The following is a 19,914-nucleotide window of genomic DNA, read 5'->3' on the forward strand; positions in this document are numbered from 1 at the left end:
CCGATCGGGTGAGGTGCCCTCACCCGCCTGCCCGGGACGGTGGTGAGTAGGGCGAGAGTCGATTCCGAGCGAGGGGAGCCCCGCCATGAGCATCCTGCCGTCCGACCGACGTGTCTCGCACTACCGGCAGCAGAGCGGCCGACCGCAGCTCACGCCCCGCCAGCGCCGGCGCGTCGAGCACAAGGAGGCCAAGCTCCAGCGCCTCACCGGGCAGCGGCCGCAGGATCGCGGGCCGGGGCGCTGAGCCGACGACGCCGGTGGCGGTCGCCGTTCGGCGGCCGCCACCGTGCCGTTCAGCCCGCCAACGGCGCGGTGATCGCCCAGCGCTCGTGGTCCCGCCAGGCGCCGTCGATGAACAGGTAGTCCGGCGAGAAGCCCTCCAGCCGGAACCCGAGCCGCTGGGCCAGCCGCTTCGACGGCTCGTTGCCGGGCTGGATGTTCGCCTCCAGCCGGTGCAGTCCGAGCGCGGTGAACGCGTGCTCGATCACCAGCCGGACCCCGGCGCCGGCGTGCCCGGTGCCGGCGTACGGCAGGAAGGCGGCGTAGCCGAGGTAGCCGCCGCGCAGCGCGCCCATGACGATGCCGCTGATGTTCGCGTACCCGGCGATCTCGCCGGTGGCCCGGTCACAGAGCAGGTACCCGGAGCTGTCCCGCCCCCGGATCTTGCGCAGGTAGGCGGCGTACTGCCCGGCGTCGTTCGGCGCGGCGAGCCACGGGTGGTGCAGGTCGCGGCTGCGCCGGGCGGCGGCGACGAACTCCGCCTCGTCGTCGGGGCGGGGGCGGCGGATGGCGACGCGGCCGTCGCTGCGCAGGTACCTCACGGTGATCCACTCTCGGTCACCCGCCCCGCCGATGTCCAACCGGGTTCGCGTCACGTGCGGGTGTCCCGGGTCACCGCTCAACCGCCTCCTCTCGGTCACCTTGCCGTCACGTCGGCGTAGCCCCGGCGACGGATGGCTCCACCAGCGTGGTGTCGCGCCGGGACGGCCGGCCGACCAGCGGAGGACCAGCAGTGGAACACGACGAGGCGACGCCGCCGCCCCGCGGCCGGATCGTCATGCTCGTCGACAACAAGGTCGAGGGCGACTCCCGGGTGCAGAAGATCGCCCGGTCCGCCGCCGAGGCCGGCTGGGACGTGACGCTGCTCGGCCGCTCGCCGGACGGCACGGAACGGACCTGGCGGCTCGGGGCCGCCGAGGTGCGGCTGCTGCCCGTGCCGGAGCCGCTGCACCGGCGCCGGCACGAGTTCCGCCGTTCGCTGCGCTGGCCGCTGGCGTACCGGTCGGGCGGCATCGCCGAGCACCGCGCCCAGTGGGTCCGCGCCTGGCGGGCCGACCTGGTCGTCCGGTCCGCCCTCGTGACGCGGCGCGCCGCGGCCGGTGAGCTGGCCGGCGGCCCGTTGCGCCGGGCCCGGCGGGCGCTGCGCCGGCGGGAGGTCGCCGCGCGGCTGCTGGACCGCTGGGTGTGGCTGCGCACCAAGATGATGAACAGGGTCCGGTACGGCCGCCGGTTCCGCAGCCCCTGGGACCGGGCGTACACACTGTTCTGGCAGCTCGCGCTGGGCGACCGGGCGTGGCGGCGGCTGGAGCCGGGGCTGTGGGACTACGAGCTGGCCTACGGTCCCGAGGTGGACCGGCTGCGCCCGGACCTGATCCACGCGCACGACTTCCGGATGCTCGGCGTGGGCGCCCGCGCCAAGATCCGGGCGGGCGGCGAGGGCCGGCGGGTCGCGCTGGTCTGGGACGCCCACGAGTTCCTGCCCGGCATCAAGCCGTGGCGGGACCACGCCCGCTGGCTGCCCGCCCATCGCGCCCACGAGCGGGAGTACGCCCCGTACGCCGACGCGGTCCTCACCGTCTCGGCGGACCTGGCCGCGCTGCTGCGCCGCGAGCACGGGCTCGCCGAGGCGCCTGGCGTGCTGCTCAACGCCCCCGCCGACGACCACCGCCCGGCCGACGACGCGCCGCCGCCGGACCTGCGGGCCGAGTGCGGCATCGGCCCGGACGTGCCGCTGCTGGTCTACAGCGGCGCGGCGGCCCCGCAGCGCGGGCTGGACAGCCTGGTCGAGGCACTGCCCCGGCTGCCCGGGGTGCACCTCGCGCTGGTGGTCAACCCGGCGCTGCGCTACGTCGAGCGGCTCGCCGACCGGGCCGCCCGGCTCGGCGCCGCCGACCGGCTGCACGTGCTGCCGTACGTGCCGCACTGGCAGGTGGTGCCGTTCCTGTCCGGCGCCGACGTCGGGGTCATCCCGATCCACCGCTGGCCCAACCACGAGATCGCCCTCATCACCAAGTTCTTCGAGTACGCGCACGCCCGGCTGCCCGTGGTGGTCAGCGACGTGCGCACCATGGCCGCCACCGTCCGGGAGACCGGTCAGGGCGAGGTCTTCCGCGCCGGCGACGTCGACGACCTCGTCCGCGCGGTGACCGCCGTGCTGGCCGACCCCGCCCGGCACCGCGCCGCGTACGACCGGCCCGGCCTGCTCGCCGGCTGGACCTGGTCGGCGCAGGCCGAGGTGCTGGAGGCGGTCTACCGGCGGCTGCTGCCTGACGCCCCACCCCCGCCCCACGCGGACCCGCCCGCCCCGCCGACTCCACGAGGAGCGCTCCGGTGCACACCCCCGACGTGAGCGTCGTCATCCCGGTCTACAACACCCGTCCCTACCTGCGGGCCTGCCTGGACTCGCTGCTGCGCCAGACCATCGGCCGGGACCGGCTGGAGATCGTGGCGGTGGACGACGGCTCCACCGACGGCAGCGGCCGGCTGCTGGACCGGTTCGCCGTCCGCCACCCCGGCACCGTCAAGGTCATCCATCAGGCCAACTCCGGCGGCCCCGCCGCCCCCTGCAACCGGGGCCTGGAGCTGGCCATCGGCCGGTACGTCTTCTTCCTCGGCTCCGACGACCACCTCGGCCCGGAGGCTCTCGAACGGCTGGTCGCCGCCGCTGACCGGTACGGCTCGGACGTGGTGCTCGGCAAGGTGGTCGGTGTCAACGGGCGGCACGTCTTCTCCGACGTCTTCGCCGCCGGCAACGCGGTCGACGTGAGCCTGTTCGACTCGGCGCTGCCCTGGTCGCTGGCGAACACCAAGCTCTTCCGCCGGGAGCTGGTGGACCGGCTCGGGCTGCGCTTCCCCGAGGACATGCCGGTGCTCAGCGACCAGCCGTTCACGCTTGCCGCCTGCTACCACGCCCGGCGGATCTCGGTGCTCGCCGACTACGACTACTACCACGCGGTGCGCCGCCTGGACGCCCGCAACATCACCTACCACAGCCGGATCGAGCAGCGCCTGGTCAGCGTGGAGCGGCTGTTCGCGTTCGTGGCCGGCCTCATCCCGGCCGGCCCGCGCCGGGACGCGGTGCTGCGCCGGCACGTCGGGCTGGAGCTGGCCAACCTGGTCGGCGACGACTTCCGCCGGCTGGACCGCGCCGCGCAGGAGCGGGTGCACGCGGCGGTGCGCCGGCTCGTCGAGCGGTACGTCACCGACGGGCTCCGGAACCGGCTCGACATCGAGGCCCGGCTGCGGCTCGGCGCGGTGACGGCCGGGGGCGTCGACGAGCTGCTGGCCGTCATCGACCAGGACGCCGAGCGGGGCGTCCCGGCCACGGTGGTCGCGCACGGCCGCTGGCACGCCGGCTACCCGGGGGCGCCGGCCGCCTGGACCGACGTCACCGAGGTACGCGCCGACTGGCTGGCCCGGCTGGACACCGTGACGGTGAGCTGGGCGGACGCGCACACCCTCGCGGTGACCACGCGCAGCCCGTACCCCCGGTTCGCGGCGGAGGCGGGACCGGTCCGGCTGGTGGCCGGCCCGCTCGCCGGCACCACCCTGCTGGACGCCACCGACCCGACCGGCCGGACCGTGCGGACCGACTTCCCGGTCGACCGGCTCCTCGCCGGCAGCGCGGCCAGCGGCCAGCGCCACCCGGTGCGGGCCGAACTCGACGGCGACCACGGCCGGGGCAGCGCCCCGGTCCGCGCGCCCCGGCTCGCCGCCGGCCGTCCCCGGCTGGTGCGCCGCGGCGCCCGCCTGTACGGGGTGGCCGCGACGGTCGACCCGCGCAACGGCCAGCTCGTCCTGTCGGTGGTGCCGGTGACCGTCGGGCAGCTCGTCAGCCGGCTGCGCCGCCGCTGGTGGCGGGGCGGGCCGGCGGCGCCTCGCCCGCTCACGGCCCCTCCCGTCCGGCCGGCCGGCGCCCCGGCTCCCACCGGCCCGCACCACGCCGAGCCCAGCCCGGCTCAGCTGGGCCAGCTCACCGTCGCGCCCTGACCCGCGCGGCGACCCGCACACACCGGGACGCCCGTCGACCGGCGGCGACGGTCAGAGGGGGCGGGGGTGGGGCTGGTCGAGGGGCATGGGGATCTGGAGGTAGGTGGTGCCGCGCAGGTCGAGCCAGGCGCGCTCGGGGGCGCGCACCAGGCGCACCATCACCCCGGTGCAGGCCGGGCAGCGCCCGACGAGCCCCGGGGCGTGCGAGTAGACGTGCAGCCCGGCCACCGGGCCGGTCGTGCCGCAGTGGTCGCAGCGGCCCATGGCGGAACTCAGGTCGACCGCGAAGAGCTCGCGCATCGGCCCGTCGAGCATGTTGCCGTCCAGGTAGGACATGTCGGTCATGCGCTCTCCTCGGGAGGTCAGCCGGTCGGGCCGAACCGTTCGGTCTTGACCCGCCGGGTCGGGTGGCCCAGCCCCACCAGCAGGTCCGCGACGGTCTCCACGAAGCCGGTCGGGCCGCAGACGTAGCAGAGCGGCTCCAGGTCGGGCGGCCAGCCGTGGCTGTTCACGTCGGCCAGACCGATCCGGTGCGGCTCCCCTCGCCAACCCTCCGGCGCCGCCCGGGTGTAGACGTACGCCACGTCGAGGCCCTGGTCGTCGCGGGCGCGGCGGCGCAACTCGTCGGCGTAGATGACGTCGTCGGGGGTGCGCACCGAGTAGATGAGCCGGAACGGGGCGCGGCTTCCGGCGGCGCGCCGGGCCCGGACCATCGCCATGAGCGGCACCACCCCGGAGCCGCCGCCCACCAGCAGCACGGGCGCGGTCTCGTCGGCACGCCAGACGAACCAGCCGCCGACCGGCCCGCGCACCTCCACGGGGTCGCCCTCGGCGTAGGTGTCGGTGAGGTACGGCGACACCTCCCCGTCGGGCACCCGCTGGACGGTCACCGCGATCCGCTCGCCGTCGGCCGGCCCGGCGAGGGAGTACGAGCGGGCCGCCTGGTAGCCGTCGGGGGCGGTGAGCCGGATGTCGACGTGCTGCCCGGGCTCGTGCCCCGGCCAGCCGGGCACGTCCAGCACGAGGGTCTGCGCGGTCGGCGTCTCGACCCGCCGCTCCACCAGCCGGGCCACGCGCCAGGTCAGCGGTGCGACCACGCGCCCGCCGGTCGCCGGGGCGGCCACCTCAGTCGCCCTGGTAGCGCTGCTCGCGCCACGGGTCGCCGTAGTCGTGGTAGCCGGCGGTCTCCCAGAAGCCCGGCTGGTCGTCGGCCAGCAGCCGGATGCCGCGGACCCACTTGGCGGACTTCCAGAAGTAGAGGTGCGGGACGAGCAGCCGGGCCGGCCCGCCGTGCTCTGCCGGCAGCGGGCCGCCCTCGTAGGTGTGCGCCACCCAGGCCCGGCCGCCGCGCAGGTCGTCGAGCGGCAGGTTGGTGGTGTACCCGCCGTAGGAGTGGACCAGGGCGTACCGGGCGCTGGTGTCGATGCCGTCGAGCAGGGTGTCCAGCGAGACGCCCTGCCAGTTGGTGCCCAGTTTGGACCAGCGGGTGACGCAGTGGATGTCCACGTGCGGCGTCTCCTGCGGCAGGCCCATCATCTCGTCCCAGGACCACCGGTACTCGGCGCCGCCCTCGCCGGTGACCACGAACTCCCAGGTGTCCAGCGGCACCCGGGGGGTCGGCCCGGCGGAGAGGACCGGGAAGTCCTGGGTGAGGTACTGCCCCGGCGGCAGGGCCGGTTCGGCCGTACGGGGCCGGCCCTGGAAGCCTGGCGACACGATTCCCACGCGTCAGTCGTACCACCTCGGGTGGGTCGGGGCGAGGGGTTCGGCCGGGAGCCGCCGCGGTGGGTGACCACCGCGGCGGCCGGGTCACTGCCGTTCGGTGACGACGTGCCGCTCGCCGGGGGCGCGGTCGCGGGTGGCGCGCAGGCTGGTCAGGGTGACGACCACCAGGACGCCGATGATGACGCCGAGCGAGGCGAGGGTGGGGATCTGCGGCACGCCCGGCCAGATGCCGTGCGCCCAGTGCAGGCCCAGCTTGAGGCCGATGAAGGCCAGGATGGCGGCCAGGCCGTAGCTGAGGTGCACGAGGCGGCTCAGCGCGGCGTGCAGCACGAAGTAGAGCGCCCGCAGGCCCAGCAGGGCGAAGGCGTTGGTGGCGAAGACCAGGTACGGGTCCTCGGTGATGCCGTAGACGGCGGGCACCGAGTCGACGGCGAAGACCACGTCGGTGGCGAGGACCGCGACCACCACGAGGGCGAACGGGGTGAGCGCCCGCCGGCCGTCCCGCTGGATGGTCATCTTCGGGCCGTGGTACTCGTCGACCACCGGCATGACCTTGCGGAGCAGCCGCACCGATCGCATCTTGTCGATGTCGACCTCCTGCTCGTGCCCGGTGAGGGCGTCGCGCAGCAGCTTGACCGCGGTGGCGATCAGGATGAGCGCGAAGAGCAGGAAGGCGAAGTCGAGGGTCTGGAGGGCGGCGGCGCCCAGGGCGATGAAGATCGCGCGCAGCACCAGCGCGCCGGCGATGCCGTAGAGCAGCACCCGCTGGGCCAGCACGGCGGGCACCGCGAACGCGGCCAGCAGCAGCATGAAGACGAAGAGGTTGTCGACCGAGAGCGACTTCTCCACCAGGTAGCCGGTGAGATACTGGACGCCCTGCTCGGAGCCGTAGCGGCCCCACACCCAGGCGCCGAAGGCCAGCGGCAGGGCGATGTAGAAGGCCGACCAGCCCAGCGCCTCCTTGAGGGAGACCTCGTGCGGCTTCCGGGTGACCAGGAAGTCCAGCACCAGCAGCGCGAGCACGCCCGCGATGGTCACCGCCCAGAGGGTGGGGGTGCCGACCGACGACAGGTCGGCGGCGGACAGGTACGACAACTCGGTCATGGAGCCTCCTCGAACACGGTGCCATGTCCGAGGTCTCCTTCACCCACCGATCGTGGGCAACCACCCGAGGCGAGCCCGGGGCCCGCCGTACTGACCGGAATGGTTCGTGGGAAGTACTCCCCTCGCGGCTCCAAGGTTAGGGCAACCTCAACCCGCACGCCAAGTTTCGACGCGGATGATTGCCCTGGTCAACCGCTGTGCCGGGCGGTGGGGCGTGGTGCCCGGGCAGCCGGGGCCCTATGGTGACGCGATGGACAACGGGCCCCTGACCGGCGTACGGGTGATCGAGCTGGCCGGCATCGGCCCGGGGCCGTTCGCGGCCATGATGCTGGCCGACCTCGGCGCGGACGTGGTGCGGGTGGACCGGATCGGCGGGGGCGGCTTCGGCGACCTCCCGGGTGACCTGCTGAACCGCAACCGCCGCTCACTCGCCGTCGACCTGAAGACGCCCGAGGGGCGCGAGGTGGTGCTGGCCCTGGTCGCCGGCGCCGACGCGCTGATCGAGGGCTTCCGGCCCGGGGTCACCGAGCGGCTCGGCCTCGGCCCGGACGACTGCCACGCCACCAACCCCCGACTGGTGTACGGGCGGATGACCGGCTGGGGGCAGGACGGCCCCCTCGCGCACACCGCCGGCCACGACATCGACTACCTGGCGCTGACCGGTGCGCTGCACGGCGTCGGCCGGGCCGGCGAGCGCCCGGTGCCGCCCATGAACCTGCTCGGCGACTTCGGCGGCGGCGGGATGATGCTGGCCCTCGGCGTCGTCGCGGCGCTGTACGCGGTCCGCGCCGGCGCCCCCGGCCAGGTGGTCGACGCGGCCATCGTGGACGGCGTGTCGGTGCTGGCCACCCAGATCCACGCGCTGCGCCGTGTCGGGATGTGGCAGGACCCGCGCGGGGTCAACCTGCTCGACGGCGGTGCGCCGTTCTACGACACGTACGAGTGCGCCGACGGGCGGCACCTCGCCGTCGGCGCGCTGGAGCCGCGGTTCTACGACGAGCTGGTCCGGCTCACCGGCTTCCCGCTCGACGGCGACGAGGCCCCGGACCGGCACGACCCGGCGAACTGGCCGGCGCTGCGCGCCGCCTGGGCCCGGCTGTTCCGCACCCGCACCCGCGACGAGTGGGCCGCGCTGCTGGCCGGCTCGGACGCCTGCGTGGCGCCCGTGCTCGACTGGGCCGAGGCGCCGGAGCACCCGCACCTGGCCGCCCGGAAGGTCTTCGTCGCACCCGACGGGGTTCCCCAGCCGGCACCCGCCCCGCGCTTCTCGGCCACCCCCACCTCGGTACGCCGGCCGCCGCCGCGGCCCGGTGAGCACACCGACGAGGTGCTGGCCGAGGCGGGCCTCGACGCGGCCCGGATCGCCGCCCTGCGCGCCGCCGGCACGGTCGCCTGACCGGGTCCGCGCGGCGGGTCAGCGGCGGGCCGCGGCGGGCGCCAGCGCGGGCTCCACCATGTCCCGGAAGTCGCGGGGCAGCTGGACCACCACGTCCTGGAACTCCCCGCCCGTGATCGCCTCGCGCAGCGTGCAGAACACGGCCCGCACCCCGCCCCGGGCGGTGTCCTCGTCGACGCCGGCCCGCACGGACACCCGGGCCACGAACTCGGCCGCCCCGAAGCGGTCGGCCGCCTCCTGGCGGGGGTCCGGCTTGAGCAGCCCCTGGAGGGGCTTCGGCATCTGGGCCGCCAGGTCCAGCACCTCGCCCCCGGTCAACCGGTCGGTGAGGGTCGCCAGCGTGGCCCGGGTCAACTCCGCGGCGCACTCCTGGGACGTCCCGGTCCGCCGCGCCACCCGGCCGACGAAGGTGAGGTAGTGCATGGGTGGTACCTCCTTCGCTGCTCAGCACCGCGCGGCTACCCGCCACGGCGGCCCGGAAACGGCTGCCGGATTTTCCGCCGGCCCCGTGCGTGACAGGCGGTCCGGCGGGTATCCGCCGCCGGTCGTGACCGCAACTACAGGCGCGAGGAGCCCGACCCATGGCGAGTTACACGGACGTCCTTGAGTACCTGTCGGCGCTGGACTATCCGGCCGGCAAGGACGACGTCATCCGGGAGGCCGAACGGGAGGGCGCGCCGCCGGAGGTGTTGCGGGCGTTGCGGGCGCTGCCGCCGGTGGACTACGCCAACGGCACCGAGGTGGCCCGCTCGGCCGGCATCGACGCCGCACCCGAGGTGAGCCGCTCGCAGCGCGCGGCGCAGGCCCGGGACAGGCACCCGCGGGTGTCGCAGCACCTGCGCGGCATCTGACCCGACGGTGCGGCGCCGGACGGCCGCCCGGGTCCACGGGCACGTGCCGGCGGCGGTCCAGCTCGTCGTGATGGCGCTCGTCGGCGCCGTCACCGGTGGCGCCGCCGCCGTCATGCTGGCGCCGACGCTGGCCCCGCTGGTCGGGTGGGACGGCGCCGCGCTGAGCTGGCTGGCGCTGCAGTGGGGACGGCTGTCCCGGCTGGACGCCGCCCGCACCGCGCGGCTGGCGAAGCTGGAGGACCCCAACCGGGCCACGCGCGACGCCCTGCTGCTGGCGGCCTGCCTGGCCAGCCTGGTCGCGGTCGGGCTGGTGCTGACCACGGCGCACACCATCCCGCCCGGACTGCCCCGGGACCTCTACGGGGCGCTCGGTGTGCTCAGCGTCGTGGTCGCCTGGTTCGTGGTGCACACCGTCTTCACCACCCGGTACGCCCGGCTGTACTACAGCGGCGAGCCGGGCGGGATCGACTTCCACCAGGCGGAGCCGCCCTGCTTCTCCGACTTCGCGTACGTCGGCTTCACGGTCGGCGCGACCTTCCAGGTCTCCGACACCGACCTGTGCAGCTCGGAGATGCGGCGGACGGCGCTGCGGCACCTGCTGCTGTCGTACCTGTTCGGGGCGGTCATCATCGCCGCCACCGTGAACCTGCTCGCCAGCCTCGCCCAGTGAACCCCGGAGACAGGCGGGCGCCCCGGGTCACGAACCGCGACCTGGGGCGCCACGCAGCACCTGTCCCCGCCGGTCCGCGCCCGAACCGGGTCGCGACCGACAGGCGGTGGATGTTCGCCCGAACCGGGCGGGCATCGCTGCCACGATCATCATACGACAGGACATCAGCCGAACGGGTGAGTATCGCGGGATTGTGGCGACCGGCACGTCCGCCTCAGGCGCTCAACTCCGCGTACCGCTTCTCCAGGTCCACCCGGGCCAGCGCCCCGACCAGCCACGCGAGCCGCTCCGATTCGCCGCTGCCGGCCAGCCCGGCCAGGTCGTCGGCGGAACGGCCCAACCCCAGCCGGCGGGCCGCCGCGAGGGCCCGCCGGTCGGCCACCGGCGCCACCTCCCGCCACACCGCCTGCGCCTCGCGCAGGAACAGGTCGGTCACCTCGTCGTCCACACCGGGCAGCGCGGTCAGCAACCGCCGCTCCCGGGCCGGATCCTGGTGCGCCTCGGTGCGGAGCCGCCGCAGGTCACCCCGGTACGCGTCGACCACCTTCCGCGCCAGGTCACCCAGCGTGGCGGCGAGGGTGTCCACGTCGCCGCGCTGCCCGGCGGCGCGCAGCACGCGCACCCGGTCGGCGTGCAGGGAGCGGGCCAGCCGGGCGGCGCTGTCCCAGCCGGCGTCCCGCAGGCCCGTCGCGGCGTCGACAGCCTTGTGGAAGTCGCCGCGCCGCGCCAGCAGAACGGACAGGTAGAGCACCTGGAACAGCTGGGACGGGTTGTTCGTGACCCGGAACCCGTACCGTTCGGCGAACCCCCGGCCGTCCCCGGCGAGCCGGCGGACCAGCCGCTTCTTGTCCTCGACACTGGAAATCGCACTGGTGGTGGGCATGCCCGCCGTCTACCCGGGGTGGGGCGGGGCATTCAGCCCAGGGTGCCGCCGCGCCGGTCCCGCGCCTTGAGCCGGGTGGTGGGCAGCGCCGGCGCCGGCAGCGGAGGCGCCGGGTCGTCGGCGACCGTGCCGAACCGCCGGCCCGCCATCCAGTCCTCGCGGGCGGCGGCGACCTCCTCGTGCGACCGGCCCACGAAGTTCCACCACATGACGAGCGGCTCCTCGAACGGGGTGCCGCCGAGCAGCAGCAACCGGCTGCCCGGGGCGCCGCGCAGGGTCAGCGACTCCCGGCCGGCGCCCAGGTAGAGCAGCGCGCCGGGGTCGACCGCCACGCCGTCCACCTCGGCGGAGCCGGACATGGCGAGCAGCCCGTACTCGAAGTCGTGGCGCAGCGGCAGCGTGGCCGGCGCCGGGCCGTCGACCTCGAGCTGCGCGCCGACCAGCGGGGTGTGCACCACGGCCGGGGAGCGTTCACCGGCCATCTCGCCGACGAGCAGGGTGCCGGTGAGGTCGCCGTCGCGCCACCGGGGCAACTCCGCGTGGTGGGCGAAATCGGCCGCGCCGGCCCGGGCCGGGTCGGGCAGCGCCACCCAGAGCTGCACGCCGTGCATGACCGGCGGATGCACCAGGGGCGAGCGTTCCGAGTGGGCGATGCCGTGCCCCGAGGTCATCACGTTGAGCTGGCCGGGGCGGATCGGCTGGACGTTGCCCAGGCTGTCCCGGTGCAGGATCTCGCCGTCGAGCAGCCAGGTGACCGTCTGCAACCCGGTGTGCGGGTGCGGCGGCACCTCCATGCCGGGCCGCTCGGCCACGTCGTCCGGTCCGAAGTGGTCGACGAAGCACCAGGCCCCGACCAGCCGCCGCTGCCGCTGCGGCAGCAGCCGGCGCACGGTGGTGTAGCGCCCCAGCGGCACGTCGTGCCCGGGCAGCAGCACGCTGCCCGGATCGGTGGAGCCCACGCCAGGTGGGAGGGTCTGCGCCGGCAGGGATTCGGTACGGTCCACCGCCCGACTCTACGCTCAGCCGGCCGCGACGCCCGTAGACGCCGAAGGCCGGCACCCGCTCGGGGTACCGGCCTTCGTGCGTGTGTCAGCTGTTCCAGTTGTGGGCGACGATGTCGGCGGCCTGCTGTTCCCACTGCGCGTACGCGTCCGGGTAGGCGGAGACCTGCACGGTCTGGGCGGCCTCGGTCAGCGGCATGTCCTGCCACCCGTCGACCTGCTTCAGACCCTTCAGGAACGCCAGCGTCGAGTACTCCGGGTCGGTGATCTGCTCCGGCGTGCCCCAACCCGAGGACGGGCGCTGCTGGAACAGGCCCAGCGAGTCATGGTCGTTGCGGTCGCCGAGGTGACCCAGGTTCTCCAGCTTCGACTCCTGCAGCGACGTGGCGATCGAGATGACCGCCGCCCGCTCCGGCAGACCGGCCTTCTTCGTCGCGGCGATGATCGCCTTGGCGTTGGCGGTCTGCTCATCGTTCAGGTCGATGTGCGACTGCGCACCCTGCACGCTCACCGCGACCGGCTTGCTGCCCTGCACCGGCTCGGCGGCGTGAGCGGCGATCGGACCGGCGAAGATGCCGCCGGTGAAGGCCAGACCAGCAATACCGAGAACGCTCTTACGCAGCATCGTGTTCATGGGGGAAAGCTCCATTCGGGGGTTGGCGCACAGTGCCGATGGGGGTCGGCGTGTGCGCAAGCACCGTCAGGCGCTCAAAAGGGGAAAGTCTTGGGGGATCATCCGGCGTGCGGGGCGGGGCCTCTTCGTCGCGCCGGGACCATGTACAACGACCGCCGGCCCACCATCATTCCGGGCCCGACCACCCCGCCTGGCGGGGCGCCTTCCTCGGCCGTTCACGGGGATACAACGACGCCCACCCGCCCGCCATTCCGCCGCCGGCCACCCCGGAAACGGACATCCGGCGCAGCACACCCGCGGGTCGGTGGAACACCATGGGTGTATCCGGACGCCGACGACACCCGTGGCGTCCACTCAGCGGCCGGGCTGACGGACGTTCGGCCCGGACGGGTCACGCCAGGCGGGTGCGGGCCTTCTCGGCGCAGGCCGACACCACGGTCCGGGCGTCCAGGCCGAGGCTCTCGATCGCCACCAGGGCGGTGAACGCGACGTCGGCCAGTTCGGCGGCCACGTCCTCACGGGTGTGCGTGACGCCCTTGCGGGGGTTCTGGCCGAGCACCCCGATCCAGGCGGCGGCCGCCTCCCCCGCCTCCTCGCTGAGCTTGAGCAGGCGGACGGTCACCTCGGCGTCCCCGGTGCCGTTGGCCGCGTCCAGCCAGGCGCGGGCGTCCCGGGCCGTGTCCCAGATCAACTCGTCCATCCGACAAGTGAACCGGACGGCGGTGACGATCCGTATCCGGGGGCGGTGCGGCGACGAGGCCGGCACCGGGACCCGGAAGGGGCGTGTCGGTGATGCCGGAGACCGTCGAGACGGTGTTCGCGAACGTGGTCAGGCGGAACCCGGGTGAGCCCGAGTTCCACCAGGCGGTCCGGGAGGTGCTGGAGAGCATCGGGCCGGCCCTGGCCCGCCACCCCGAGTACGCGCACGCCCGCGTCATCGAGCGGATCTGCGAGCCGGAGCGGCAGGTCATCTTCCGGGTGCCGTGGGAGGACGACCACGGCCGGGTCCGGGTCAACCGCGGCTTCCGGGTGGAGTTCAACAGCGCGCTGGGCCCGTTCAAGGGCGGCCTGCGCTTCCACCCGTCGGTCTACCTGGGCATCGTGAAGTTCCTCGGCTTCGAGCAGATCTTCAAGAACGCGCTGACCGGCCTGCCGATCGGTGGCGGGAAGGGTGGCGCGGACTTCGACCCGAAGGGCCGCTCGGACCGGGAGGTGATGCGGTTCTGCCAGAGCTTCATGACCGAGCTGTACCGGCACATCGGCGCGCAGACCGACGTGCCGGCCGGCGACATCGGGGTGGGTGGCCGGGAGATCGGTTACCTGTTCGGCCAGTACAAGCGGATCACCAACCGGTACGAGTCCGGGGTGCTCACCGGCAAGGGGCTGGCGTACGGGGGCGCGCAGGTGCGGCGGGAGGCGACCGGCTACGGGGCGGTGTTCTTCGCCGAGGAGATGCTGAAGCAGACCGGTGACAGCCTGGACGGCAAGCGGGCGGTGGTCTCCGGCTCCGGCAACGTGGCCATCTACGCGATCGAGAAGGTGCACCAGCTCGGCGGCACGGTCGTGGCCTGCTCCGACTCGGACGGCTACGTGCTCGACGAGAAGGGCATCGACCTGGCCCTGCTGCGCGAGCTGAAGGAGGAACGCCGGGCCCGCCTCGACGACTACGTGCGGCACGTGCCGCACGCCGTGGCGGTCTCCGGCCGTACCGTCTGGGAGGTGCCCTGCGATCTGGCGCTGCCCTGTGCGACGCAGAACGAGATCGGCGGCGCGGAGGCCGCGGCGCTGGTGGCCGGCGGCTGCGTCGCGGTGGTGGAGGGGGCGAACATGCCCACCACCCCGGAGGCGGTGCGGATCCTCGGGCGGGCCGGGGTGCGGTTCGCTCCCGGCAAGGCGGCCAACGCCGGCGGGGTGGCGGTGAGCGCGCTGGAGATGCAGCAGAACGCCAGCCGCGACTCGTGGACGTTCGCCCAGTCGGAGCAGCGGTTGCGCGAGACGATGCGGGACATCCACGCCCGCTGCTGGGCCACCGCCGAGGAGTACGGCCTGCCGGGCGACTACGTGGCCGGGGCGAACATCAACGGGTTCCGGCGGGTCGCGGAGGCGATGCTGGCGCACGGGCTGGTGTGAATGGCCACTGTGGGCGGACCGGGCGGACCCCGCTGACCGTTCGGTCAGTCAACGATTGACAGGCGTCGAGGCCGCGCTTAGGTTCAGGGCGCTACCGGCCGGTAGGCATCCGTCCCGCCTGGCCGCCCCCGTCCCGGGGCGGCACCCGTCCCCGGGGGAGCAACGATGCTGACCTCATCCACCCGCCTCCTGCGCCGGCTGCTCGCCGCCGGCGCGGCCCTCACCCTCACGGTCGGACTCGCCGGCGCCGCGCCCGCCCTCGCGGCGGACGACGGCGGCGAGCCGCTGCCCGGCTACACCATCAGCAACCCGCCGCTCGCGCCGCTGGTGATCGACGGCGCCGCCACCACCGTCCGGCAGGGCGTGCACGAGCACGCCGGCTACGTGATCGAGACCCCCGCCCGGTGGAACGGCGAGCTCGTGATGTGGGCGCACGGCTATCGCGGCCAGGGCACCGTGCTCTCGCCCGAGCCGCCCGGCTACGACCTGCGGCAGCGGCTGCTGGCGCAGGGGTACGCGTGGGCGTCGTCCTCGTACGACCGCAACGGCTACGACATCCGCTCCGGCGTGCTCGGCACCCGGGCGCTTGCCGACTTCTTCGCCAACACGGTGAAGCGGCCGAAGCGTGTGTACATCGCGGGCGTCTCCATGGGCGGGCACATCATCGGCCGCTCGCTGGAGCAGTACCCCGGTTACTACGACGGCGCGCTGCCGATGTGCGGTGTGCTCGGCGACCACGAGCTGTTCGACTTCTTCCTCGACTACAACCTGGTCGCGCAGGCCCTCGCCGGGGTGCCCGCGTACCCGACGCCGGACGACTACCTGACCAACGCCGTCCCGCGGATCCAGGTGGCGCTCGGGCTGGTCGGGCTGAAGCCGGGCGGCCCGGACACCACGAACGACCTCGGCAAGCAACTGCGGGCCATCACCGTCGAGCGCTCCGGCGGCCCGCGGCCCGGCGCCGACGCCGCCTTCGCGGTGTGGAAGGACTTCCTGTTCAGCATCGCCACCACCGACGGCGGCGACTCCCCCGCCCAGCGGCCCGGCCAGCTCGCCACGAACCTGCTCACCCGCTACTCCCCGAACAGCCCGGTGAACGTCAACGCCACGGTGCAGCGGGTCGCCCCGGAGAACCTGCGGCAGCGCCTCTCCCCGACCCTGACCGAGGTGCCGCGGATCAGCGGCCGGCCGACCGTGCCGGTGCTCAGCCTGCACGACCTCGGCGACCTCTTCGTGCCGTTCAGCATGGAGCAGGCGTACGCCCGCGACGCGGCGTGGCACGGCCGCAGCCGGCTGGTCGTGCAGCGGGCGGTCCGGGCCGCGCAGCACTGCGAGTTCAGCCCGGCCGAGGCCGGCGCCGCCTGGGACGACCTGGTTTCCTGGGTACGCACCGGCCAGCGCCCGGCCGGCGACGCGGTGACCGACCGAAAGGCGGTGGCGGCGCCGGACTTCGGCTGCCGGTTCAGCGACCCGGCCGCCTGGGCCGCCGGCTCGGGGACGCGTCGCCTGTACCCGCCCTGCTGACCGGTCCGTGAGACGCCGAAGGCCGGCACCCGCTCGGGGTGCCGGCCTTCGTGCGTGTGTCAGCTGTTCCAGTTGTGGGCGACGATGTCGGCGGCCTGCTGCTCCCACTGCGCGTACGCATCCGGGTAGGCCGACACCTGCACGGTCTGGGCGGCCTCGGTCAGCGGCATGTCCTGCCACCCGTCAACCTGCTTCAGACCCTTCAGGAACGCCAGCGTCGAGTACTCCGGGTCGGTGATCTGCTCCGGCGTGCCCCAACCCGAGGACGGGCGCTGCTGGAACAGACCCAGCGAGTCATGGTCGTTGCGGTCGCCGAGGTGACCCAGGTTCTCCAGCTTCGACTCCTGCAGCGACGTGGCGATCGAGATGACCGCCGCCCGCTCCGGCAGACCGGCCTTCTTCGTCGCGGCGATGATCGCCTTGGCGTTGGCCAGCTGCTCGCCGTTCAGGTCGATCTTCGACTGCGCGCCCTGCACACCGTGCGGGATCAGCTTGTCACCCTGCACGCTCACCGCGACCGGCTTGCTGCCCTGCACCGGCTCGGCGGCGTGAGCGGCGATCGGACCGGCGAAGATGCCGCCGGTGAAGGCCAGACCAGCAATACCGAGAACGCTCTTCCGCAGCATCGTGTTCATGACAAAGCTCCTTGGGGGGTTGGCGCACACGCCGACGGGGGAGGTCGGCGGCGCGCAAGCACCGTCAGGCGCTCAAAAGGGGAAAGTCTTGGGGGGATCCGGCGTGCGGGGCGGGGCCTCTTCGTCGCGCCGGGACCATGTACAACGACCGCCGGCCCACCATCATTCCGGGGGCCTGCCACCCCGCTGGGCGGGGCGCCTTCCTCGATCGTTCACGGGGATACAACGACGCCCACCCGCCCGCCATTCCGCCGCCGGGCCACCCCCGAACCGGACATCCCGCCCAGCCGACACCCGTCGGTGGAACGCCATGGGTGTATCCGGGCGTCGGTGAAACCCATGGCGTTCCACTCATGCCTGAGGTGGGGGCGGGGACCGGACATTCACCCCACGGTTCAGGACGGGTGCGGCGGCTCAGTGGTCGTCGCGCTCCTCGGGGACCCACCAGCCGCCCCGGTAGAGGGTGCCGCGGGGCGGCTCGGCCGGGGCGGGACGCGGACGGCGCGCGCGGCGTACGCGGCTCACCACGAACCAGCCGACCGCGCCCACGCAGACCACGATGACCACGTTCTGCAGCGTCCCGACGTACGCCTCGACGACGTGCCAGTTCTCGCCGAGCAGGTATCCGGCGAGCACGAAGGCGCTGTTCCAGATGAGGCTGCCCAGCGAGGTGTAGAGCAGGAAGACCGGTACGGGCATCCGTTCCACGCCGGCCGGGATGGAGATGAGACTTCGGAAGATCGGAATCATCCGGCCGAAGAACACGGCTTTGACGCCGTGCCGGAGGAACCACGCCTCGGTGCGGTCGACGTCCTCCAGCTTGACCAGCGGCAGCCGGCCCGCGAGGGCGCGCATCCGGTCCCGGCCGAGGGCCGCGCCGACGTAGTAGAGGGCCAGCGCGCCCAGCACCGAACCGAGGGTGGTCCACGCGATGGCCCCGGCCAGGCTCATCCGCCCCTGGCTGGCGGTGAATCCGGCCAGCGGCAGGATCACCTCGCTGGGGATGGGCGGGAAGAGGTTCTCCAGGGCCACCGCGAGACCGGCGCCCGGGCCGCCGAGCCGTTCGACCAGGCCGGTGACCCAGCCGACGGGTCCTTCGCCGGCCGGTTCCGCGGCCCGTGGAGCCGCGACACGGGGACCGACGAGGAGCTGTGCGTTTCCGATCATCCGACAACGTTACGAGGCGACCCGGTCGGCGACCACGGAAACCGGGGCCCACTACCCTGCGGGCATGCGTACGCCCCTGCGTCTCGCGGTCGCCCAGCCGCTCTGCCGCTCGCACGACGTCGCCGGCAACGCCGAGCGGCACGCCGCCGCGGTCCGGGCCGCCGGGGCGCGGGTGGTGGTCTTTCCCGAGCTGTCGCTCACCGGCTACGAACTGGACGCCGCGCCGCTGGACCCGGCCGACGCCCGGCTCGCCCCACTGGTGGCGGCCTGCGCCGACACCGGTGCGCTGGCGTTGGCCGGCGCGCCGGTGGCCGGGCGGCACATCGCGGTCCTCGCGGTGGACGGGGACGGCGCGCGGGTCGCGTACCGGAAGATGTGGCTGGGTGGCGCGGAGCCGCGGCACTTCCGGCCGGGGCCGGAGCCGGCGGTGCTCGAGGTGGACGGTTGGCGGCTGGGCCTGGCGGTGTGCCGGGACACCGGCGTCCCGGCGCACGCCGAGGCCACGGTGGCCCGGGGCGCGGACGCCTACCTGGCCGGCGTGCTGGAGTCGGACGACGACGCGGCGGTCCCCGAGGAACGCGCGCGCCGGATCGCCACCGCCCACGGGGTGTGGGTGGCGGTGGCCAGCTTCGCGGGGGCCACCGGCGGTGGCTACGCGCGGGCGGCCGGCGGTTCCGGCGTCTGGTCGCCGGCCGGGCTCACGGTCGTCCGGGCCGGGACGGCCGTCGGGGAGGTCGTCACGGCGACCCTCCTCTGAGGAGGGGCAGCCGGCGTCGGACCGGTCGCCTACGGTGGGGCGACGGGCCGCCGGCCCCGAGTCCGCCGCCCGGCCGATCCCTGCGGGCAGCGCGCCCGGCGCGGTGGTCAAATCCGCGCGGGCAGCGCGGCCGGCGCGGTGGTCAAATCCGCGCGGGCAGCGCGGCCGGCGGGGTGTTCGTACCCGGGCGGGAGGTGAGAGGCCGATGACGGGCGCCGACTTGGACCGCGGACCGCACGGGGTGGACCGCGAGGTCGCCGGGTTGCCGGCGCCGGCCGGGGAGACCGGCGGGCCGGTGACCGTGCGGCGTACCCCGACGACGGCGCCGCTCGCCTCGGGCCGGACCGCCGACGTCTACGCGCTGGACGGCGACCGGGTGCTGCGCCGGTACCGGGCCGGCGGCGACGTGCGCGGGGAGGCCGAGGTGATGCGACACCTGCACACCGCCGGCTACCCGGTGCCGAGGGTGCACCACGCCGACGGTCCGGACCTGGTGCTCGAACGGGTCGCCGGCCCGACCCTGGTCGAGGCGTTCGTCGCGGGCGACGTGACGCTGCCCGTGATGGCGCGTCTGCTCGTCGACCTGCACAACCGGCTGCACTCGTTGCCCGCTCCCCGGTCGGCCGACCCGGCGGTCCGGCTCCTGCACCTCGACCTGCACACGGAGAACGTGCTCCTCACCCGGACCGGGCCGGTCGTCATCGACTGGGCCACCGCCGCCGAGGGGCCGCCCGCGCTGGACCGGGCGTTGACCGCGCTGATCATCGCGGAGGCGGCCGTGGACCCCGCCCTTCCGTTGCGGGCCGCGGCCGGTGAGCTGCTGCCGGCGTACGTGGCCGAGGCGGGACCCCTGGCGCCGGTGGCGGCGGCCGTTGCCCGGCGGTCCGGGTTGGGGCCGATCGAGGCCGCCCGGCTGCCCGAGGCGGCTGCCCTGGTCGAGGCGACGGTCCGGGCAGGTCGCGGCCGGTGAGCGGGCATGTGGTGGGCATCCGGCGTTATCCGGTGAAGTCGCTGCTGGGCGAGGAGCTGGACGCGGTGGTGGTGGACGCGGCCGGCCTGGCCGGGGACCGGCGGCTGGCCCTGCTGCACCGGGAGACCGGGCGGGTGGCGAGCGCGAAGAACCCGTACCGGTGGCGGGCGTTTACCACGCTGCGGGCCCACCGGCGCC

The 19,914-nt window shown here is 74.5% G+C and carries 22 protein-coding genes and 1 pseudogene; 11 read left to right on the top strand and 12 right to left on the bottom strand.

Going from position 1 to position 19,914, the window contains the following annotated elements:
- Positions 1-85: 85 nt before the first annotated feature.
- The gene (locus GA0070603_RS31450; protein ID WP_167544517.1) at positions 86-244 is read left to right on the top strand and encodes a hypothetical protein; all 159 of its coding nucleotides are present in this window, start codon (positions 86-88) and stop codon (positions 242-244) included.
- Between the two features lie 49 nt (positions 245-293).
- Here GA0070603_RS31450 and GA0070603_RS07455 read toward each other — a convergent pair whose 3' ends face one another.
- On the bottom strand, positions 294-821 hold the full coding sequence (locus tag GA0070603_RS07455) for a GNAT family N-acetyltransferase (protein WP_244282442.1): 528 nt from the start codon (positions 819-821) through the stop codon (positions 294-296).
- A 236-nt stretch (positions 822-1,057) separates the two neighbouring features.
- On the opposite strand from GA0070603_RS07455, the gene GA0070603_RS07460 reads away from it, so the two are divergent.
- Together GA0070603_RS07460 and GA0070603_RS07465 are read left to right on the top strand one after the other, a co-directional pair.
- Positions 1,058-2,629: a glycosyltransferase family 4 protein gene (locus tag GA0070603_RS07460; protein ID WP_091321673.1), complete on the top strand. Its 1,572-nt coding sequence runs from the start codon at positions 1,058-1,060 to the stop codon at positions 2,627-2,629.
- A complete protein-coding gene (locus GA0070603_RS07465; RefSeq protein ID WP_091309132.1) occupies positions 2,611-4,269 on the top strand; it encodes a glycosyltransferase family 2 protein in 1,659 nt (552 codons plus the stop codon). Before GA0070603_RS07460 ends, GA0070603_RS07465 begins: the two co-directional genes overlap by 19 nt.
- A 51-nt stretch (positions 4,270-4,320) precedes the next feature.
- On the opposite strand, the gene GA0070603_RS07470 is transcribed toward GA0070603_RS07465, so the two are convergent.
- The 4 genes from GA0070603_RS07470 to GA0070603_RS07485 form a co-directional block, all read right to left on the bottom strand.
- The gene (locus GA0070603_RS07470) at positions 4,321-4,614 is read right to left on the bottom strand and encodes a DUF6510 family protein (protein WP_091309135.1); all 294 of its coding nucleotides are present in this window, start codon (positions 4,612-4,614) and stop codon (positions 4,321-4,323) included.
- A 17-nt stretch (positions 4,615-4,631) separates the two neighbouring features.
- The gene (locus tag GA0070603_RS07475; RefSeq protein WP_091309139.1) at positions 4,632-5,393 is read right to left on the bottom strand and encodes a ferredoxin reductase; all 762 of its coding nucleotides are present in this window, start codon (positions 5,391-5,393) and stop codon (positions 4,632-4,634) included.
- Between the two features lies 1 nt (position 5,394).
- Positions 5,395-5,985: a sulfite oxidase-like oxidoreductase gene (locus GA0070603_RS07480; RefSeq protein ID WP_208863009.1), complete on the bottom strand. Its 591-nt coding sequence runs from the start codon at positions 5,983-5,985 to the stop codon at positions 5,395-5,397.
- A gap of 93 nt (positions 5,986-6,078) precedes the next feature.
- A complete protein-coding gene (locus GA0070603_RS07485; RefSeq protein WP_091309147.1) occupies positions 6,079-7,098 on the bottom strand; it encodes a TerC/Alx family metal homeostasis membrane protein in 1,020 nt (339 codons plus the stop codon).
- A gap of 250 nt (positions 7,099-7,348) precedes the next feature.
- On the opposite strand from GA0070603_RS07485, the gene GA0070603_RS07490 reads away from it, so the two are divergent.
- On the top strand, positions 7,349-8,494 hold the full coding sequence (locus GA0070603_RS07490; RefSeq protein WP_091309151.1) for a CaiB/BaiF CoA transferase family protein: 1,146 nt from the start codon (positions 7,349-7,351) through the stop codon (positions 8,492-8,494).
- Positions 8,495-8,512: 18 nt separating this feature from the next.
- Here GA0070603_RS07490 and GA0070603_RS07495 read toward each other — a convergent pair whose 3' ends face one another.
- Positions 8,513-8,917, bottom strand: a complete 405-nt coding sequence (locus tag GA0070603_RS07495) for a DUF2267 domain-containing protein (protein ID WP_091309153.1) — start codon at positions 8,915-8,917, stop codon at positions 8,513-8,515.
- 158 nt (positions 8,918-9,075) lie between these two features.
- On the opposite strand from GA0070603_RS07495, the gene GA0070603_RS07500 reads away from it, so the two are divergent.
- Both GA0070603_RS07500 and GA0070603_RS07505 read left to right on the top strand, forming a co-directional pair.
- Positions 9,076-9,345, top strand: a complete 270-nt coding sequence (locus GA0070603_RS07500; protein WP_091309157.1) for a DUF2795 domain-containing protein — start codon at positions 9,076-9,078, stop codon at positions 9,343-9,345.
- A gap of 7 nt (positions 9,346-9,352) precedes the next feature.
- Entirely contained in the window at positions 9,353-10,015 is a 663-nt protein-coding gene (locus tag GA0070603_RS07505) for a DUF1345 domain-containing protein (protein ID WP_208862837.1), read from the top strand.
- A 214-nt stretch (positions 10,016-10,229) separates the two neighbouring features.
- Here GA0070603_RS07505 and GA0070603_RS07510 read toward each other — a convergent pair whose 3' ends face one another.
- The 4 genes from GA0070603_RS07510 to GA0070603_RS07525 form a co-directional block, all read right to left on the bottom strand.
- Positions 10,230-10,898, bottom strand: coding sequence for a hypothetical protein (locus tag GA0070603_RS07510; protein ID WP_091309160.1), 669 nt, complete (start codon positions 10,896-10,898; stop codon positions 10,230-10,232).
- Positions 10,899-10,930: 32 nt separating this feature from the next.
- A complete protein-coding gene (locus tag GA0070603_RS07515) occupies positions 10,931-11,902 on the bottom strand; it encodes a pirin family protein (RefSeq protein WP_091309164.1) in 972 nt (323 codons plus the stop codon).
- A gap of 85 nt (positions 11,903-11,987) precedes the next feature.
- On the bottom strand, positions 11,988-12,533 hold the full coding sequence (locus GA0070603_RS07520) for a hypothetical protein (protein WP_091309169.1): 546 nt from the start codon (positions 12,531-12,533) through the stop codon (positions 11,988-11,990).
- Between the two features lie 391 nt (positions 12,534-12,924).
- On the bottom strand, positions 12,925-13,233 hold the full coding sequence (locus GA0070603_RS07525) for a pyrophosphohydrolase domain-containing protein (RefSeq protein ID WP_091309172.1): 309 nt from the start codon (positions 13,231-13,233) through the stop codon (positions 12,925-12,927).
- 92 nt (positions 13,234-13,325) lie between these two features.
- Between GA0070603_RS07525 and gdhA the strand changes: the two genes are divergently transcribed.
- Together gdhA and GA0070603_RS07535 are read left to right on the top strand one after the other, a co-directional pair.
- A complete protein-coding gene (gene gdhA / locus GA0070603_RS07530) occupies positions 13,326-14,663 on the top strand; it encodes an NADP-specific glutamate dehydrogenase (RefSeq protein ID WP_091321677.1) in 1,338 nt (445 codons plus the stop codon).
- 165 nt (positions 14,664-14,828) lie between these two features.
- The gene (locus GA0070603_RS07535) at positions 14,829-16,187 is read left to right on the top strand and encodes an alpha/beta hydrolase family protein (RefSeq protein WP_091309176.1); all 1,359 of its coding nucleotides are present in this window, start codon (positions 14,829-14,831) and stop codon (positions 16,185-16,187) included.
- Positions 16,188-16,246: 59 nt separating this feature from the next.
- Here the strand turns inward: GA0070603_RS07535 and GA0070603_RS07540 are convergent, their stop codons facing one another.
- Positions 16,247-16,822, bottom strand: a complete 576-nt coding sequence (locus tag GA0070603_RS07540) for a hypothetical protein (protein WP_091309180.1) — start codon at positions 16,820-16,822, stop codon at positions 16,247-16,249.
- A gap of 414 nt (positions 16,823-17,236) precedes the next feature.
- The gene (locus GA0070603_RS07545; RefSeq protein ID WP_091309184.1) at positions 17,237-17,989 is read right to left on the bottom strand and encodes a DedA family protein; all 753 of its coding nucleotides are present in this window, start codon (positions 17,987-17,989) and stop codon (positions 17,237-17,239) included.
- Between the two features lie 64 nt (positions 17,990-18,053).
- Here GA0070603_RS07545 and GA0070603_RS07550 point away from each other — a divergent pair, with 64 nt between their 5' ends.
- The 3 genes and pseudogenes from GA0070603_RS07550 to GA0070603_RS32605 all read left to right on the top strand — a co-directional run.
- Positions 18,054-18,746: a carbon-nitrogen hydrolase family protein gene (locus tag GA0070603_RS07550; RefSeq protein WP_091309187.1), complete on the top strand. Its 693-nt coding sequence runs from the start codon at positions 18,054-18,056 to the stop codon at positions 18,744-18,746.
- Positions 18,747-18,951: 205 nt separating this feature from the next.
- On the top strand, positions 18,952-19,716 hold the full coding sequence (locus GA0070603_RS07555; protein ID WP_091309190.1) for a phosphotransferase: 765 nt from the start codon (positions 18,952-18,954) through the stop codon (positions 19,714-19,716).
- 32 nt (positions 19,717-19,748) lie between these two features.
- A pseudogene (locus tag GA0070603_RS32605) lies at positions 19,749-19,808 on the top strand (hypothetical protein); the annotation flags it as partial.
- Positions 19,809-19,914 lie beyond the last annotated feature (106 nt).

This window comes from Micromonospora chersina (genome assembly GCF_900091475.1).
GTDB classification, from domain to species: Bacteria; Actinomycetota; Actinomycetes; order Mycobacteriales; family Micromonosporaceae; genus Micromonospora; species Micromonospora chersina.